The sequence below is a fragment of the Mycetocola sp. 2940 genome (assembly GCF_040548835.1).
GTDB lineage: Bacteria > Actinomycetota > Actinomycetes > Actinomycetales > Microbacteriaceae > Mycetocola_A.
The window spans coordinates 293,808-309,782 of sequence record NZ_JBEPSK010000001.1; the positions used below are offsets into that span (position 1 = coordinate 293,808).

The 15,975-nt window shown below is 66.4% G+C and carries 14 protein-coding genes; 4 read left to right on the plus strand and 10 right to left on the minus strand.

What is annotated here, in order from left to right; genetic code table 11:
- Window positions 1-85: 85 nt before the first annotated feature.
- From ABIE24_RS01415 to ABIE24_RS01440, 6 genes are read right to left on the minus strand one after another with little or no spacing between them, the layout of a single operon-like run.
- Window positions 86-1,537: a replication-associated recombination protein A gene (locus tag ABIE24_RS01415; protein ID WP_354496075.1), complete on the minus strand. Its 1,452-nt coding sequence runs from the start codon at window positions 1,535-1,537 to the stop codon at window positions 86-88.
- Window positions 1,538-1,596: 59 nt separating this feature from the next.
- Window positions 1,597-2,616: an iron-siderophore ABC transporter substrate-binding protein gene (locus tag ABIE24_RS01420; RefSeq protein ID WP_354496077.1), complete on the minus strand. Its 1,020-nt coding sequence runs from the start codon at window positions 2,614-2,616 to the stop codon at window positions 1,597-1,599.
- A 46-nt stretch (window positions 2,617-2,662) separates the two neighbouring features.
- Window positions 2,663-3,499 (minus strand): ABC transporter ATP-binding protein, encoded by an 837-nt coding sequence (locus ABIE24_RS01425; RefSeq protein WP_354496079.1) that lies wholly within the window; start codon window positions 3,497-3,499, stop codon window positions 2,663-2,665.
- On the minus strand, window positions 3,496-4,551 hold the full coding sequence (locus ABIE24_RS01430) for a FecCD family ABC transporter permease (protein WP_354496081.1): 1,056 nt from the start codon (window positions 4,549-4,551) through the stop codon (window positions 3,496-3,498). The genes ABIE24_RS01425 and ABIE24_RS01430 overlap by 4 nt, the downstream gene beginning before the upstream one ends.
- A 1-nt stretch (window position 4,552) precedes the next feature.
- Window positions 4,553-5,590 (minus strand): FecCD family ABC transporter permease, encoded by a 1,038-nt coding sequence (locus ABIE24_RS01435; RefSeq protein ID WP_354496083.1) that lies wholly within the window; start codon window positions 5,588-5,590, stop codon window positions 4,553-4,555.
- Window positions 5,590-6,540, minus strand: coding sequence for a siderophore-interacting protein (locus ABIE24_RS01440; RefSeq protein WP_354496085.1), 951 nt, complete (start codon window positions 6,538-6,540; stop codon window positions 5,590-5,592). Before ABIE24_RS01440 ends, ABIE24_RS01435 begins: the two co-directional genes overlap by 1 nt.
- A gap of 148 nt (window positions 6,541-6,688) precedes the next feature.
- On the opposite strand from ABIE24_RS01440, the gene ABIE24_RS01445 reads away from it, so the two are divergent.
- The 4 genes from ABIE24_RS01445 to ABIE24_RS01460 all read left to right on the plus strand — a co-directional run bounded on the left by ABIE24_RS01445 (window position 6,689) and on the right by ABIE24_RS01460 (window position 10,296).
- The gene (locus tag ABIE24_RS01445) at window positions 6,689-7,477 is read left to right on the plus strand and encodes a peptidylprolyl isomerase (RefSeq protein WP_354496087.1); all 789 of its coding nucleotides are present in this window, start codon (window positions 6,689-6,691) and stop codon (window positions 7,475-7,477) included.
- Between the two features lie 86 nt (window positions 7,478-7,563).
- Window positions 7,564-8,793 (plus strand): DUF349 domain-containing protein, encoded by a 1,230-nt coding sequence (locus ABIE24_RS01450; protein ID WP_354496089.1) that lies wholly within the window; start codon window positions 7,564-7,566, stop codon window positions 8,791-8,793.
- A gap of 167 nt (window positions 8,794-8,960) precedes the next feature.
- A complete protein-coding gene (locus ABIE24_RS01455) occupies window positions 8,961-9,644 on the plus strand; it encodes a phosphatase PAP2 family protein (RefSeq protein ID WP_354496091.1) in 684 nt (227 codons plus the stop codon).
- Between the two features lie 94 nt (window positions 9,645-9,738).
- The gene (locus tag ABIE24_RS01460; RefSeq protein WP_354496094.1) at window positions 9,739-10,296 is read left to right on the plus strand and encodes a type IV toxin-antitoxin system AbiEi family antitoxin; all 558 of its coding nucleotides are present in this window, start codon (window positions 9,739-9,741) and stop codon (window positions 10,294-10,296) included.
- A 121-nt stretch (window positions 10,297-10,417) separates the two neighbouring features.
- Here ABIE24_RS01460 and ABIE24_RS01465 read toward each other — a convergent pair whose 3' ends face one another.
- From ABIE24_RS01465 to yajC, 4 genes are all read right to left on the minus strand, one after another.
- Window positions 10,418-12,667 carry a RelA/SpoT family protein gene (locus tag ABIE24_RS01465; RefSeq protein WP_354496096.1) on the minus strand — a complete coding sequence of 750 codons (2,250 nt, stop codon included), beginning with the start codon at window positions 12,665-12,667 and terminating at the stop codon, window positions 10,418-10,420.
- Window positions 12,668-12,710: 43 nt separating this feature from the next.
- Entirely contained in the window at window positions 12,711-13,721 is a 1,011-nt protein-coding gene (gene secF, locus ABIE24_RS01470; RefSeq protein WP_354496098.1) for a protein translocase subunit SecF, read from the minus strand.
- Complete coding sequence (gene secD, locus ABIE24_RS01475; protein WP_354496100.1) at window positions 13,721-15,409, minus strand: protein translocase subunit SecD; 1,689 nt, start codon at window positions 15,407-15,409, stop codon at window positions 13,721-13,723. Before secD ends, secF begins: the two co-directional genes overlap by 1 nt.
- A 144-nt stretch (window positions 15,410-15,553) precedes the next feature.
- Window positions 15,554-15,973 (minus strand): preprotein translocase subunit YajC, encoded by a 420-nt coding sequence (gene yajC / locus ABIE24_RS01480; protein ID WP_354496102.1) that lies wholly within the window; start codon window positions 15,971-15,973, stop codon window positions 15,554-15,556.
- Window positions 15,974-15,975: the final 2 nt, after the last annotated feature.

Here is a 15,975-nt window from a genome sequence, read left to right on the forward strand (position 1 = left end):
GTCAACCCGATTCAGTGCAGCCATACATTCAAACCGGGCCTAGGCCAGCAGCAATCCTAACACGCATGGGCCTGACCCGGGTGCGTCAGCCGCGCCCGCCGCGCACGATCCGCAGCAGTTTCGCCAGGCGGGACGAGACATCCCGTTCGTTGCCGTGCTGGGTGGGCTGGTAGTAACGGACGCCACGGAGCTCGTCTGGCAGGTACTGCTGCTCGACGACGCCGACATCGGCGTCGTGCGGGTAGCGATAGCCCTTGCCGTGGCCGAGTCGTTTGGCCCCGGCGTAGTGGGCGTCGCGCATCGGCTTCGGAACACGCCCGAAGTTGCCGGCACGGACGTCGGCGATCGCCCGGTCGATGGCGAGGTATGACGCGTTCGACTTGGCGGCCGTCGCGAGGTACACCACCGCTTCGGCCAGCGGGATCCGGCCCTCGGGCATCCCGATGAACTGCACCGAGTCCGCGGCGGCGACGGCGATGACGAGCGCTTGTGGATCGGCCATGCCGATGTCTTCGGCGGCCGACACGATGATCCGGCGCGAGATGAAGCGGGGGTCCTCCCCCGCTTCGATCATTCGCGCCAGGTAATGCAAAGCCGCGTCGACGTCGGACCCGCGGATGGATTTGATGAAGGCGCTGATGACGTCGTAGTGCTCATCGCCGTTCCGGTCGTACCGGAGTAGCGCGCGGTCCACGGCGGAGGAGACCACGTCGGCGGTGATCACCGGGCGATGGCTGGACGGCGTCGGCGCGGGTTCCTTCGGCCGAGCGTCGTCATCGTCATCGTCATCGTCATCGTCATCGGGGTCGGGCGTCTCCGCCCGCTCCGTTGTGCCCTCGGCGGGTTCGGTCTGGGCGAGGGAGTCCGCGCTGACGGATGCCGCCTCCAGAGCGGTCAAAGCGCGGCGGGCGTCGCCGGAGGCCAACCGGATGATCGTGTCGCGCGCGTCGGCGGTGACCTCGAAACGCCCGCCGAGGCCGCGGGGATCGTCGATGGCCCGATCGAGGACGATTCGGAGGTCGTCGTCGGTGAGCTGCTCGAGCGTCAGCAGGAGAGAACGCGACAGAAGCGGCGAGATCACCGAGAACGACGGGTTCTCGGTGGTCGCGGCCACGAGGATGACCCAGCCGTTCTCGACACCGGGCAGGAGGGCATCCTGCTGGGCCTTCGTGAACCGGTGGATCTCGTCGAGGAAGAGGACCGTGGAGAGGCCGTAGAGGTCGCGACTGGTCATCGCTTCGTCCATCACCTGGCGCACATCACGGACCCCGGCAGACACGGCTGACAACTCGACGAAACGGCGACCCGAACTGTGGGCGATCGACTGCGCGATGGTGGTCTTGCCGGTTCCGGGCGGGCCCCAGAGGATCACCGATACCGAGCCTTTGTCGCCGGACTTGCTCGTGGCGAGGCTGACGAGGGGCGAGCCCGGTTTCAGCAGGTGCTTCTGGCCGGCGACTTCGTCAAGGCTCTTGGGGCGCATCCGAACGGCGAGCGGAACACTGCCCGACTGCAGCGCCGCTGAGGTGTTTGCCATGATGCAAGGCTAGCCGCACCCACCGACAGCTCGTGTCGAGGGTGCGGCCCGAGCCGTCCTTACTTCGAGGGTGCTGCAGCCTCGGAGAGGATCGCGACGTAGTCCTCGATGCCCCAGGTCAGCGAGAGTGCGCTCGGCGGCGAGACCGCCGCGACGAGCTCGACACCGACGACGGATGCGACGGCGCCGCTGGCGACCGCGGGAATGGTCTTTGCGTAGCTCGAGTTCAGGAACGTGTCAGCGGCTTCCTGCGTGTCCGAGAAGCTCACGAGAATGTCGCTGTTGAGCTTGTCGAGTTCCTCATAGCTCAGTTCGTAGTAGAAGCTCGAATCGCCGGTGGCGAGTTCGTCGACAGCGGGAGCGTCGACGAGTCCGAGGTCGAAGAGAAAGTCGACGCGCGCATCGGCGGCCTTGTAGACATAGAACTTTCCGCCAGAGTCGGAGACCGCCGCAACCGTCTTGCCCTTCAGTTCCGGGTGGGCTGCGGCCTGCTCGGCGGTCACCTTCTCGATGTCCTCGAGCACGGACTCGGCTTCTGCGCTCTTTCCGAGTGCCTCCCCGACAGTCGTGACGACATCCGTCCACGGCGTGGCCCAGGGGGCGTCCGGGTAGGCGACGGTCGGCGCGATCTCGCTGAGCAGGTCGTACTGTTCCTCGGTGATCCCCGAATACACGGCGAGGATGAGGTCCGGCGCCTGCTCTGCGATCTCTTCGTACGCGGGCTCCCCCACCGTCGACGGGATGATCGCGGGAGTCTCGGCATCGAGGTCGGCCAGTCCCTCTTCGACCCACGGGAGCACGCCTTCGGCGTTCCCGCCGTAGCTCTGCGCTTCCATTCCCACCGGTACGACGCCGACCGCGATGGCGGCATCCGTCGAGCCCCAGCCCAGGGTGACGACGCGTTCGGGCGCCTCGGGGATCTCTGTTGCGCCGAAGGCGTGGTCGATGGAGACCGGGAATGCGCCTGCGTCGGCGGGGGCCTGGTTCGGCGTTTCATCGCCGGCCGGGGCGCAGCCGCTGAGGGCGAGCGCGGTCGCGGCGATGGCCGCGACGAGTGCGAGTCGGGTTCTGTTGGACACTGAGGTCTCCAGGTGTCTCGAAGCGAGTAGTTTAGGTAAGCCTATCCTAAGAGGCCGGAGGGCGGTGGAATCGGCCGATGGGGATGACCATCGGTGAGCCGCAGACCGGGTCGGGAATGATCCGTGACTCCAGTCCGAACGCGCGCCGGACGAGGTCGGCCGTGAGGATGTCTTCCGGCGTGCCGTTTGCGACCACCTCTCCCCCGGACATCACGACGAGATGATCGGCGTACCGTGCTGCGAGGTTGAGGTCGTGCAGCACCATGACGATGGTCGACCGTCGGCTGCGGTTGAGTTCGGTGAGAAGGTCGAGCAGTTCGATCTGGTGGGTGACGTCGAGGAACGTCGTCGGCTCGTCGAGGAGCAGGATGTCGGGGTCCTGGGCGAGGGCCATGGCGATCCAGACCCGCTGCCGCTGCCCGCCGGAGAGTTCCTCGACCCTCCGCCCGGCGAGTTGCGTCGTCGACGTGACCCGCATGGCGTCGGCGACCGCCGATCCGTCGGTGCTCGACCACTGGCGGAACAGTCCCTGGTGCGGGTAGCGCCCTCGACCGACCAGGTCGGCGACGGTGATGCCCTCCGGGGCGATCGGTGACTGGGGCAGGATGCCGACGACGCGGGCGAATTCCTTCGCCGGGTAGGACGATATCTCCTTCCCGTCCAGCTCGATGACGCCCGCCGCCGGCCGCAGGAGCCTGGCCACGCCGCGAAGCAGGGTGGATTTGCCGCAGGCGTTCGCGCCGACGATGACGGTGACCTCCCCGTCCGGGATGGCGAGGTCCAGGCCGGCGATGACGGTGCGGCCGTCGTACGCCAGATCAAGGCTCCTGGCGACGAGTTCATGGCCAGGCTTCAGCTCGGTCGATGCCGGTTCCGGGGTCATGCTCCACGGCCTCCTCGATCGGCTGTGGCCAGGAGCCACAGCAGGTAGGGGGCACCGATGATGCCCGTGATGATGCCCGCGGGCACCTGCAGTTCTCCCGGCAGCGCGTGCTGGGCGACGAAGTCCGCGGAGAGGACGAGCAGTATTCCGACGAGGGCGCTCGGGATCAGCGCGAGTGACCCCGTCCCCACGATGCGCCGGGCAATCGGCGCCGACACGAAGGCGACGAAAGCGATCGGGCCGACGAACGCCGTGGCCACCGCGCACAACGCCACGGCGGCGACGAGGAGGAGAACCCGGGTGCGTTCCACCGTTACCCCGAGACCTCCGGCTGCGTCGTCTCCCAGTTGGAGCACGCGGAGTCGCGGGGCCAGCGCGGCGACGACCGGAAGCAGAAGCGCGAGGGCGCACGCCACCACAACGATCTCGGACCACTGGGCTCCTCCGACGCCTCCGACCATCCAGACCAGCGCCTGTGACACTTCCCGGACGTCGCCGCGCGTCAGCAGGTAGCCGAGCACCGATTGGAGAAAGAATGCCGCACCGACGCCGATGAGCACGAACCGGTAGCCGCTCACGCCGTTCCGCCAGGACAAGAGGTAGATGGCCGCGGCAACCGCGAGGGCGCCGCCGAAGGCGCTGAGCGAGACCACGAAGCCGCTCGCGCCGAAGATGAGGATCGCGGTCGCCGCAGAGACGCTTGCGCCCTGCGAGATCCCGATGATGTCCGGGCTGGCGAGCGAGTTCCGGAGCAGCGTCTGGAACAGGGCGCCGGCGACGGCGAATGCCGCCCCGGTGAGGATGCCGAGGGCGACCCGCGGCAGTCGCAGACGGAAGACAATGACGGTGTCTCCCCTGGCGCCCTGGCCGAGCAGCGTCGTCACGAGATCCGCCACCGACAGGGTGTACGCCCCCACCGCGAGGCTGACGCAGGCGACGGCGACCACGAGAAGCACCAGGATGCCGATAACCCAGAGTTCCTTCGGGGTGGACCGACGCGGGACGGCCGCTGCCGCGCGGAGGGAGGCATCCGCTCGCATCATCGAGGTCATGTCAGATCCCCGCCAGATTCGACCGGCGCACGATGGCGACGAGAACGGGGGCCCCGATCATCGCTACGATGATGCCCGCTTCGATCTCGCCCGGATAGCTGATCAGACGGCCGATGATGTCGGCGGTGAGGAGGAGTACCGGGCCAAGGACCGCTGAGTACGCCAGAATCCAGCGGTAGTCGGGTCCGGTGATCGGCCGGACGAGGTGAGGTATCACCAGGCCGACGAAGACGATGGGGCCGGCCAGCGCGGTCGCCGCCCCACAGAGGAGCACGATCGCCGCAGCTGCAAGACCCCGCGACAGGCCGATGCGTTGACCGAGGCCGCGGGCCAGGTCGTCGCCGAGCGAGAGGACGTTGAGGGTGGGGCCGATCGACAGGGCCAGTGCGGCGCCGAGGACGAGAAAGGGCAGCAGCACCGACACTGTTTCGAGGTCACGGTTGACGAGAGAACCGACCGACCAGAAGCGGTAGCTGCTCAACGTGTCGATGTCGGTGATCAGCAGCAGGGTGATGATCGAGGTGATGCCGGCGGTGAGAGCGGTTCCGCCGAGGGCGAGCTTCACGGGTGTGGCGCCTCCCCTGCCGAGCGCGCCGATGGCGTAGACGACCGCGGCGGCCGCGGCGGCTCCCGCGAACGCGAACCAGATGTATCCGCCGGGGTCGGTGATACCGAACAGGGCGATCGCGAGGACCACGAACAGGGATGCTCCGGCATTGACACCGAGCAGGCCGGGATCGGCGAGCGGGTTGCGTGTGATGCCCTGCATGACCGTGCCGGCGAGGGCGAGCGCCGATCCGACGACGAGACCGATGACAGTGCGGGGCACCCGCAGTTCGCGGATGACGAGATGGTCGTTGTTGTCGGGCTGCGGAGCGAACAGCGCACCGAGCACGCCGTCGAGCGACGTCGCCCGGGTGCCCAGGCAGAGACTCGCCCCAACGACGACGAGAAGGACCAGCACGGCGACGAGGAGCCCGACCCGTCTGCGGAGGGGTGAAGCCCTCACCGCGGAGGCTGCCACAAGGGCTGTCGCCATTACTGCCCTTCGGCTTTCCCTGTCCGCCAATAGCCCATGAAGGCGATCCGTTTGCGATCGATCCCGGTTTCGCTGACCAGGAAACGGCGCAGCATTTTGATCACGCCCGCCTCGCCCGCCAACCAGGCATAAAAATCCCCGGTGTCCTGCGCCGCGGGCGAATCCCAGAGCAGGTCGTGATCGATGTCGACGTCGTCGACCTGCTGCGCCGCGTCAGCGAGGGCAGCGCGGTAGACCGGCCGGTTGCGGGCGACCCAGGCGCGTACGGCCGGGTCGAGAACGGCGCCGTTCGCGGCGCCGTTCCGTGGAAGCCAGGTGAGTTGCGAACCGGCGGGAACGTTCACCGCGAGGATGTCGGCGTCGTCGGGAACTTCGATGAACGCCTGGGCGGTGCGGCCGGGTGGGAGGGATTCCAGGACGCTGCAGATCGCCGGGGCCGCCGTCTCATCGCCGACGAGCAGCACACAGCGGGCGTCGCCGGGGCGCCAGTCGATACCCACCGCGGAGTCGACGCTCTGGACGTCGGGACCGATGATCACGACCTCCTGGCCCGGCTGCGCGCTCGTCAGCCAGCGTGCGGCCGGCCCGCCGTCTCCGTGTGCCACCATGTCGACGTCGACCTCGCGCTGCTGAGGACGCACCGCACGGACCGTGTAGGTGCGGAACGGGTTGCGCTCGGCATCCGGGAGCGCACGCCACCGCGTGTACCAGCTGCCGTCGGCGATGGTCTGCGGATCTCCGGCGCCGAAGTCGCTCAACCCGGTCTCGCCTGGAAAGACGATCTTCAGCCGCTGGTCCTGCCGGTCGACACCGAACACGTCGAGGTCGTCTCCGGTGAACGTCACCCGAATGAAGTGGGGTGTCAGCGGTTGGACCCGGGCAACGGTTACCCGGAAAGGGCGGTACGACGGGCGGGAATCCTTGACCGGCACGGGGCTCAGGGTAAGCATGGCCTAAGTATGGCATGCCTAACCTAAGCGCGGCATCAGCTGTCGTCATTTGGTGGGGACCATGGGGTGACCGTAAAGTTTCACTGGGCGGGGAGGCCTCCAGCGTCTCCCCCGCGCGATTGCGCACCGGCACCCATGGAGGATCCACGTGGCACCCAACAAGATCGACGACCGTGCGGCTCGTGAGAACCGGGAACGGCTCAAGGGGTACAAAGCCCGCCAGGCGATGCATCAGTTCCGCGTCCGTCGCCGCGTGCGTGACAACTGGATCGCCGCGATCGCCATCGTCGCCGTCGCCGCCGGCGCCACCTTCGCGCAGATCGCGTACTTCTCCGCCGGACCGGGGAAGCCGGTCGCCACGGCCGAACCGGAACCCACCGAGACGACGCCCCCGACCGGTGAGAACGTCGGCGACGTTCCGGACCCGGCGCTGGCCGAAGGCCGCACCTGGACCGGCACACTGACGATCAACGACGTACCGCTCGGGATCGAACTCGACGGGGCGGCGGCGCCGCAGGGAGTCGCGTCGTTCGTGTCGCTGACCCAGAAAGACTTCTACACCGGTGTCCCATGCCATCGCCTCACCAGCGATGGCTTCTTCGTGCTCCAGTGCGGTGACCCGGAAGGCGACGGGAGCGGTGGCCCCGGTTACAGTTATGGTCCGGTCGAGAACGCCCCCGCAGACAATGTCTACCCGGCCGGAACCATCGCGATGGCCAGGCAGGCCGAGAACGCCTACAGCAACGGCAGCCAGTTCTTCGTCGTCTACGAAGACACCACGATCCCGTCGGACTCGGCCGGTGGTTACACCGTGCTCGGAACCGTGACGAGCGGACTCGACGAGCTGAAGGCACAGGTGACCGACAAGGGAATCGCCGAAGGCACCACAGACACGCCGGCGATCCCGGTCACGATCACCGGTGTCACGATCGAATAGCTATGCCGGGCGCAGGCGCCAAGGTAATAGGCTGGAGCAGAGTTTCCGGTCGCACGCGAGTGTGACATCCAAGCAAGGTGAGGCACGTGTCCAATTCAGAGCAGCAACCATGGGGTCGCGTTGACGAGTCCGGCGCCGTCTTCGTCCGCGAGGGCGAAGAGTGGCGCGAGGTTGGCCAGTATCCCGATGGAACGGCCGAAGAGGCTCTGGCCTACTTCGAGCGCAAGTACGTCGACCTGGCCGGCCAGGTGACGCTGCTCGAGCAGCGCGTCAAGCGCGGCGCCCCCGCCGCCGACGTCGCGACCGCGGTCGCACGCCTGGCGAAGAACCTCGATGGCGCGAACGCGGTCGGTGACCTCGAGGGTCTGAAGGCCCGGGTCGCCGCCCTCGACACCACGGTGGGTGAACTGACCGAGCAGCAGGGCGAAGAGGCGAAGGCCGCCGTCGCCGAAGCGCTCGCCACCCGCACGGCCATCGTCCAGGAGGCCGAGAAACTGGCCGCGCAGGACCCGGCGAAGGCCCAGTGGAAGAACACCACCGAGCAGATCAACGCACTGTTCGCGCAGTGGCAGACGCACCAGCAGGAGGGCCCGAAGCTTCCCAAGGGAGAAGCCAACGACCTCTGGAAGCGATTCCGTGCGGCCAAGTCGACGATCGAGCAGAACCGTCGCGCCTTCTTCGCCGAACTCGACACCGTGCACCGCGACGCGAAGTCGCGTAAGCAGGCTCTGATCGAGAAGGCGGAAGCGCTGATCGACAAGGGAGTCGACGGCATCCCTGGCTACCGGGCGCTCCTCGACGAGTGGAAGCAGTCCGGCCGTGCAGGCAAGCGTCACGACGACGCGCTCTGGGCCCGCTTCAAAGCGGCCGGTGACGCCATCTACGCGGCGAAGTCCGAGGTGGATGCCCGCGACAACGTCGAGTTCCAGGGAAACCTCGATGCCAAGCTCGCTCTCCTGGACGAGGCCGAACCGCTCCTCGCCGAGAACGACCGCGACAAGGTGAGGTCGGCTCTCGCCGACATCCAGCGTCGCTGGGATGAGATCGGCAAGGTCCCCCGCGACCAGGTCAAGAACGTCGAAGACCGCCTGCGCAAAGTCGAACAGCACCTGCGCACGCTCGATGACGACCACTGGAAGCGCAACAACCCCGAAACGAAGGCACGAACCGAGGGTCTTGCCGGGCAGCTGAACGCGGCCATCGCGAAGCTCGAAAGTGAACTCGAAGAGGCGAAGGCGTCCGGTGACAAGGCGAAGATCGCCGAGGCGACCGACGCTCTCGAAGCGCGCAAGCTCTGGCTCAACGCGCTGTCCTGATCTGCGACCGACTCGAGATGCCCGGCTGTGAAATCACGGCCGGGCATCGTTGTTTCTGCGGCAGCGCCACGGTGTGGCCGGTCGGCAGCGGCCCGCGATAGAGTGTCCTCCTGCACGAGTCGGTTCTCGTTACGACGTGCTGCCGAACAACCACAGGGAGCACACCGATGGCAACAACCGCCGGACAGGCCGACACATCCAGCCGAACGAAACCGCCGGTCGAGGCATCTGACCGTTCGCTGCGCGTCGCGCTGATCGCTGCCATCACCGCCCTCATCACCTTTGCCATCGTGAGCGTGCTCAGCTACGGCAAGTCCTACCTCGCGGAGCCTGTCGACCTCTGGTGGAACGACCTGATGGGTGACGAGCGGTCAGACATCGGTCTCTTCATCGCTTGGGTCCCCGCCGTCGTCGGTGGGCCGATGTGGATGCTCGTCATCGGGCTCGTGACCGTCGTCACCTTCCTGCTTCTGCGCTGGAAACTCGCCGCCCTGATGGTGGCGGCCGCGATGGTGACGTCGGTGGTCCTGGCCTCCCCCCTCTCCTTCCTGGTCGCCAGGACGCGACCGGAAGGTTCCCTCGCGGAATCCGTTCCGACGTCCTTCCCGTCTGGCCATACGGCGATGGCCGCAACGCTCGCCGTGATCTTCGGCTTCATGCTCCGCCACTGGATCGCCTGGGTGCTCGGCGTGGTCTGGGTGGTTCTCATGGCGTGGAGTCGCACCTACCTTCAGGCGCACTGGCTGACGGATGTCGTCGCTGGCGTCTGTCTCGGCGTCATCGCCGGGTCCCTCGTCTGGTACCTGGTCAATACGATCCGGCGACGCCGGGCGGCCTCTTCCGGCTCCTGACCCGGTTTCTCCACATAGCCCGGCTCCGGTCTGGCTGTGCACACCGCCGCTCCCTACCGGCTGTGGCGGCGGGAACCGGTGCATGCTGGTCGACATGCCCCGCATCCCCGTTGTCCTCACTTCTGGCACGCTGCCGCCCGCCGAACTCGCCGCAGCGAGGCTCGACGGCGAGCTCTTCGCCGTCGACGAATCGTGGGTCTGCGCCGATGAGCCCGACCGGTTCGAGCTCCGGACGACCGCCCTGGCCGCGTTGCTGCCGCCGTCTGCGAGCACCAGCCGTCTCATCATGATGGGGCTGACGGCGGCCTGGCTCCACGGGGCGACGGATGCTCCGCCGTTCTGTCACGAAGTCTGCGTGCGTCTCCAGGAACGGGCGGCGCTCCGGTTGCCGCGGCGCTTCCTGCTGCGGGAACTTGCGATGAAAGACGCCGACGAGTGCCGGATGGGGTGTATCCGGGTGACGACGCCCGTCCGGACGGTGTTCGACCTGGCTCGCCGGGATAGGCCCGGAGCTGCTGAACGGTTCGCCATCGACGCCCTCATGCTGATGTTCGGAATCCGTCCGGACGACGTCGCCAGCGGCATCCGTCTGCCGGGTCGACGGGCCGCTGTTGAGAGGATCGCGGCCATCCACGTCGAGCAGGGGCGATGAGGCGCGACGCTGGGTTTCGACGCTCGATGTGCGCAGTGGCTCCGAAGATGGCTGCTGACGTGCTTTTGCGCGTCCTGAACGCGCTGTCGACGGATGCCGCGCGGGTCGGTGACGACCCGAATCAGCCGCCGTTGACCCGGTAAACGTCGTAGACCGCGTCGATCCTGCGCACGGCGTTGAGCACCCGGTCGAGGTGCGTGGTGTCGCCCATCTCGAAGACGAATCTGCTGATCGCCAGCCGGTTGCTGCCGGTCGACACGGTGGCGGACAGGATGTTGACGTGGTGTTCGCTGAGCACCCGCGTGACGTCGCTGAGCAGCCCGGCCCGGTCGAGCGCCTCGACCTGGATGTTGACGAGGAAGACGCTCTTCGACGTCGGCGCCCACTCCACGTCGATCATCCGTTCGGGCTCCTTGAGCAGTTCCTGCACGTTGTGGCAGTCGCTGCGGTGGACGGAGACTCCGGAGCCGCGGGTGACGAATCCGACGATGTCGTCGCCGGGCACCGGGGTGCAGCACTTCGACATCTTCACGAGGATGTCAGGGGCGCCGCGAACGAGGACCCCGGAGTCGCTGTGCGGCAGTTTGCGGGTGCGTCCGCGCACCGGGAAGTCGATCGCTTCGGCTTCCGCCTCGCTGTCGCCCTGGAGCAACGCGGCGACCTTCTCGAGCACCGACTGGGTGGAGACGTGTCCTTCACCGACGGCGGCGTAGAGCGCCGAGACGTCCTCGTACCGCATCTGGGCCGCGACCTCGGCGAAGGAGTCCTGGCTCATCAGTTTCTGCAACGGCAGGTTCTGTTTGCGCATGGCGCGCGCGATGGCATCCTTGCCCTGCTCGATGGCCTCGTCGCGTCGTTCCTTGGTGAACCACTGCCGGATCTTGTTGCGCGCGCGGGTGCTCTTGACGAAGCTCAGCCAGTCCTGGCTCGGGCCGGAGTCGGGGTTCTTCGAGGTGAAGACCTCGACGACGTCGCCGCTGTTGAGTTCGGTCTCGAGCGGAACGAGCCGGCCGTTGACCTTCGCGCCCATGGTGCGGTGACCGACCTCGGTGTGCACGCCGTAGGCGAAGTCGACGGGCGTGGCCCCTGCGGGGAGCCCGATGACGCGGCCCTTCGGCGTGAAGACGTAAACCTCTTTGGCGCCGATCTCGAAGCGCAGCGAGTCGAGGAACTCCCCCGGGTCGGCGGTCTCGGCCTGCCAGTCGGAGATGTGGGCGAGCCAGACCATGTCGTTCTCGTTGGCCTTCGCGCCCGCGCTGGTCTTGCCGTTGACGTTCTCCTTGTACTTCCAGTGCGCGGCGACGCCGTACTCCGCGTGCTGGTGCATCTCATGCGTGCGGATCTGAATCTCGACGCTCTTGCCGCCCGGGCCGATGACCGTCGTGTGCAGCGACTGGTACAGGTTGAACTTCGGGGTGGCGATGTAATCCTTGAACCGACCCGGGATCGGCGTCCAGCGGGCGTGGATCGCACCGAGCACGGCGTAACAGTCCCGCACGGAATTGACCAGGATCCGGATGCCGATGAGGTCGTAGATCTCGTCGAAGTCGCGACCGCGCACGATCATCTTCTGGTAGATCGAGTAGTACTGCTTCGGCCGGCCGACGACCTTGCCGCGGATCTTCGCGGCCTTGAGGTCGTCGTTCACCGAGTCGATCACCTGGTGCACGAGCTCTTCGCGTTGCGGCGTCCGCTGCTTCACGAGGCTCTCGATCTCGGCGTAGAGCTTCGGATAGAGGACGGCGAACGAGAGGTCCTCCAGCTCCCACTTGATCGTCTGGATCCCGAGGCGATGCGCGAGCGGCGTGTAGATCTCGAGCGTCTCTGTGGCCTTCTTCGCGGCCTTCTCGGGTGGGACGAATCCCCACGTCCGGGCGTTGTGCAGGCGGTCGGCGAGCTTGATGACGAGGACGCGGATATCCTTTGACATCGCCACGATCATCTTGCGGACGGTCTCGGCCTGCGCGCTTTCGCCGTACTTGACCTTGTCGAGCTTGGTGACGCCGTCGACGAGCATGGCGACTTCATCACCGAACTCGGCCCGCAGCTCGTCAAGGGGGTAGCCGGTGTCCTCGACGGTGTCGTGGAGAAGGGCGGCGGCGAGGGTCTTCGGTCCGATCCCCAGGTCGGCGAGGATCTGGGCCACGGCGACCGGGTGGGTGATGTACGGCTCGCCACTCTGCCGCTTCTGCCCCCGGTGGGCCTGCTCCGCAACGGTGTAGGCGCGCTCGATGATCGAGAGGTCGGCCTTCGGATGGTGCATCCGGGCGGTGCGGACCAGCCGGTCGACGGCACCGGCCGGCTGCGCCTTCGAGAAGATGCGTGGAACGAGGCGTCGCAAGGAAGCGCTCGACGATTGTGTTTCAGTCATCGTGTGCCTCCTTACGCTCTATTATCCCGCGCAAACTCGGGTGTCAGACCGTGTGGGCGACGACGGGTTCTGTAACGGCGCGCTTTCGGGCTTCGAGGATCCTGGCATCCCGCTTCTGGATCTCGGGTTCGTTCTGCCGGAACAGCGCGTACAGCGGTGCCGCCACGAAGATCGTGGAGTAGGTCGCGATGAGGATGCCGACGAAGAGCGAGAGAGAGATGTCACGGAGGGTCTCTGCACCGAGGATGAAGTCACCGATCACGAGAATGGCTGCCACAGGCAACGCGGCGACGATCGACGTGTTGATCGAGCGCACAAGGGTCTGGTTCACAGCGAGGTTCACCGATTCGGCGAACGTTCGTGGTGCGTTCTCCCCGTCCTCTGTGGTGTTCTCACGGATCTTGTCGAACACCACGACGGTGTCGTAGAGCGAGTAGCCGAGGATGGTCAGGAAGCCGATGATCGCCGCCGGGCTGATCTCGAACCCACTGAGTGAGTAGACCCCGAGCGTGATGACGAGCACATCGAGCAGCGCGATCATCGCCGCAGCCGACATCTTCCAGGTGCGGAAGTACAGGGCCATGATGATGAACGCGAGCGCGAGGAAGATCACGAGGCCGGTGATGGCCTGCCGGGTGACATCCTGACCCCATGAAGCACCGATGAACGACGTCGTGACGGCGCTCTGGTCGACGTCGAACGCCGTGGCGAGGGCGGCGCTCACGTCATCGGTCTCGTCGTTGGTGAGCTGGTTGGTCTGCACCCGGACCGAGTTCTCGCCGACCGTCGTGACCTTGGCCACGGCCTCGGGAACGACGCTCGCGACAGCATCCGTCGCCTTGTCCTGGTCTGCGGAGGCCACTGGTGAGATCGTGAACTGCGACCCGCCCGTGAACTCGAAGCTCAGGTTGAATCCGCCCTTGACGATCGGAACGAGGATCGAAAGAAGCACGAGCGCGATGGCGACGCTGAACCACACCTTGCGGTTGGCGACGAAGTTGAACGATCGCTTGCCGGTGTAGAGGTCGTTACCGAATGTGGTGAGGCTTGCCATTAGGAATCCTTCTCCTGGCTCTTCGTTCCGCCAGCGGCGATCAGCTCGGCCTGTTTGCGTTCTGCGATCGTCTGGCGTTTGGTCGCCTCACGGCTGGACTTTGATGCCTTCACCTTGCTGACTTCGGTCGGCGGCCGGAACTGCGCCCTGCCCCGGTAGACAGCTCCGAGCGCATGGGGGTCGAGCCCGGAGAGCGGGTGACCGCTCGAGAAGAACCGGGTGCGGGCCAGGAGCTGGAGCATCGGGTGGGTGAAGAGGAGCACGACGACGATGTCGATGATGGTGGTCACGCCGAGGGTGAAGGCGAAGCCCTTCACGTTGCCGACGGCGAGCACGTACAGCACGACGGCGGCGAGGAGGTTGACACCCTTGGATGCGTAGATCGTCCGTTTCGCGCGGCGCCATCCGGCTTCGACTGCCGATTCGAGGCCGCGCCCGTCTCGAAGCTCATCGCGGATTCGTTCGAAGTAGACGATGAACGAGTCCGCGGTGAATCCGATCGCCACGATCAAGCCGGCGACACCGGCCAGCGAGAGGCGGTAGCCGTTGCGCCACGACAGGATGGCGATCACGAGGTAGGTGAGCACGCCGGCCACGACAAGGGACGCAAGGGTCACGAGGCCGAGGAGGCGGTACTGGAACAGGGTGTAGATGGCGACGAGGATCAGGCCGATGATGCCGGCGATGATACCGATCTGGAGCTGGCTGGATCCGAGCGTCGCGGAGATCTGGTCTGAGCTCTGAACGGTGAAGCTGATCGGCAGGGCGCCGAACTTGAGCTGGTCGGCGAGGGTCTTCGAGGTTTCCTGGGTGAAGTTACCCGAGATCTCGGGTCTGCCGTCGCTGATGACAGCCAGCGTCTGGGGCGCGGAGATGACCTGGTTGTCGAGCACGATCGCGAACTGGTTCTGCGGGCTTTCCAGACCGTTGAGCCGGCTGGTGACATCGGCGAACTGGTCGGTTCCTTCGCCGTCGAATCGCAGGTTGACTGCCCACTCGCCGGTGGTCGCACCGGACTGGGTCGTGCGCATGCCGTTCGTGGCATCCGTGATGCGGGAACCCTCGACCTCGACCGGGCCGAGGATGTACTTGACGCTGCCGTCGACCTCGCAGGCGACGATCGGCTCATCGGCTGGCTGGATGACCCCGGCTTCGACCGGCGCTGCACAGTCGAAGGCCTGGAACTGCGCCTGCAGGGCGGGTGTCACCTGGGCGAGGTCGCTCGGGCTGGTCGGCTCCGCGGTTGGTGTGTTCGGCAGGGCCGGGTCGGGTGTCGGGTACGGCGTCTCGGTGCCGTCCTCCCCCACGAACGTGTTGGAAGGCTGGCCGGCGACGAGAACAGGACGGAATTCCAGCTTCGCGGATGCTTCGATGCGCTTGCGGGTCTCTTCATCGGCTTTGCCGGGGATGGAGACGACGACGTTGTTGCCCTCGGTGTTGACTTCCGCCTCGGAGACGCCGGAGGCGTCGACCCGCTGACGGATGATCGCTACAGCCTGGTTGAGCTGATCGGCAGTTGCCTGGCTGCCGTCCTCGATGTTCGGCTGCAGGATGATCTGCGTTCCGCCTTCGAGGTCGAGCGCGAGTTTGGGCGCCCAGCTCGCGCTGCTCAGCATGATGCCGCCCACGAGGGCGGCAAGGAGCGCAAGGGTGATGACACCCAGCCAGGTCAGGGAACGCCTGGCCATGCGGGTGGGCGACAACTTCGACTGTGCCAACGACGTACTCAGCTTTCTGTGACCGCCCCGTACCGCTGAGGGGCGGGAGGGACGCTTCGAGGTGGTGCAGATTCGGTGAGGGACGCCCACAGAGCGCCGCGTCCCTCACGAAGACTACTGGTCGGTGTTCTTCTCGCGTGAATCGGTGGCCGGCTTGGTGTCGGTCGGCTCTACGATCTCACCGAATCCCGGCTCCGCGGTGTAGGTGGGGTGGTCTTCGTTGATCTGGTCGGGAGCGTCGTCAACGACCTCCTCGGTGGCCTCGGGGGTCGGCTCCTCGTCGAGGAAACGAACGATCGTCTGGCGGTGCACCGTGAGGACGTTGCCCGGGCTGGTCTCAACCTGGACCTTCTCGTCGTTGACGCTGAGAATGGTGCCGAACACACCGAAGTTGGTCATCACCTCTGCGCCGGGGACGATCTTCGTCTGCTTCTCTTCGAGATCCTTCTTGCGCTTCTGTCCGTTGCGGAACATGAAGAAGATGAGGACGGCGAGAATGGCAAGCATGCCGATGCTGAGCGGGTCAAGAATCATGA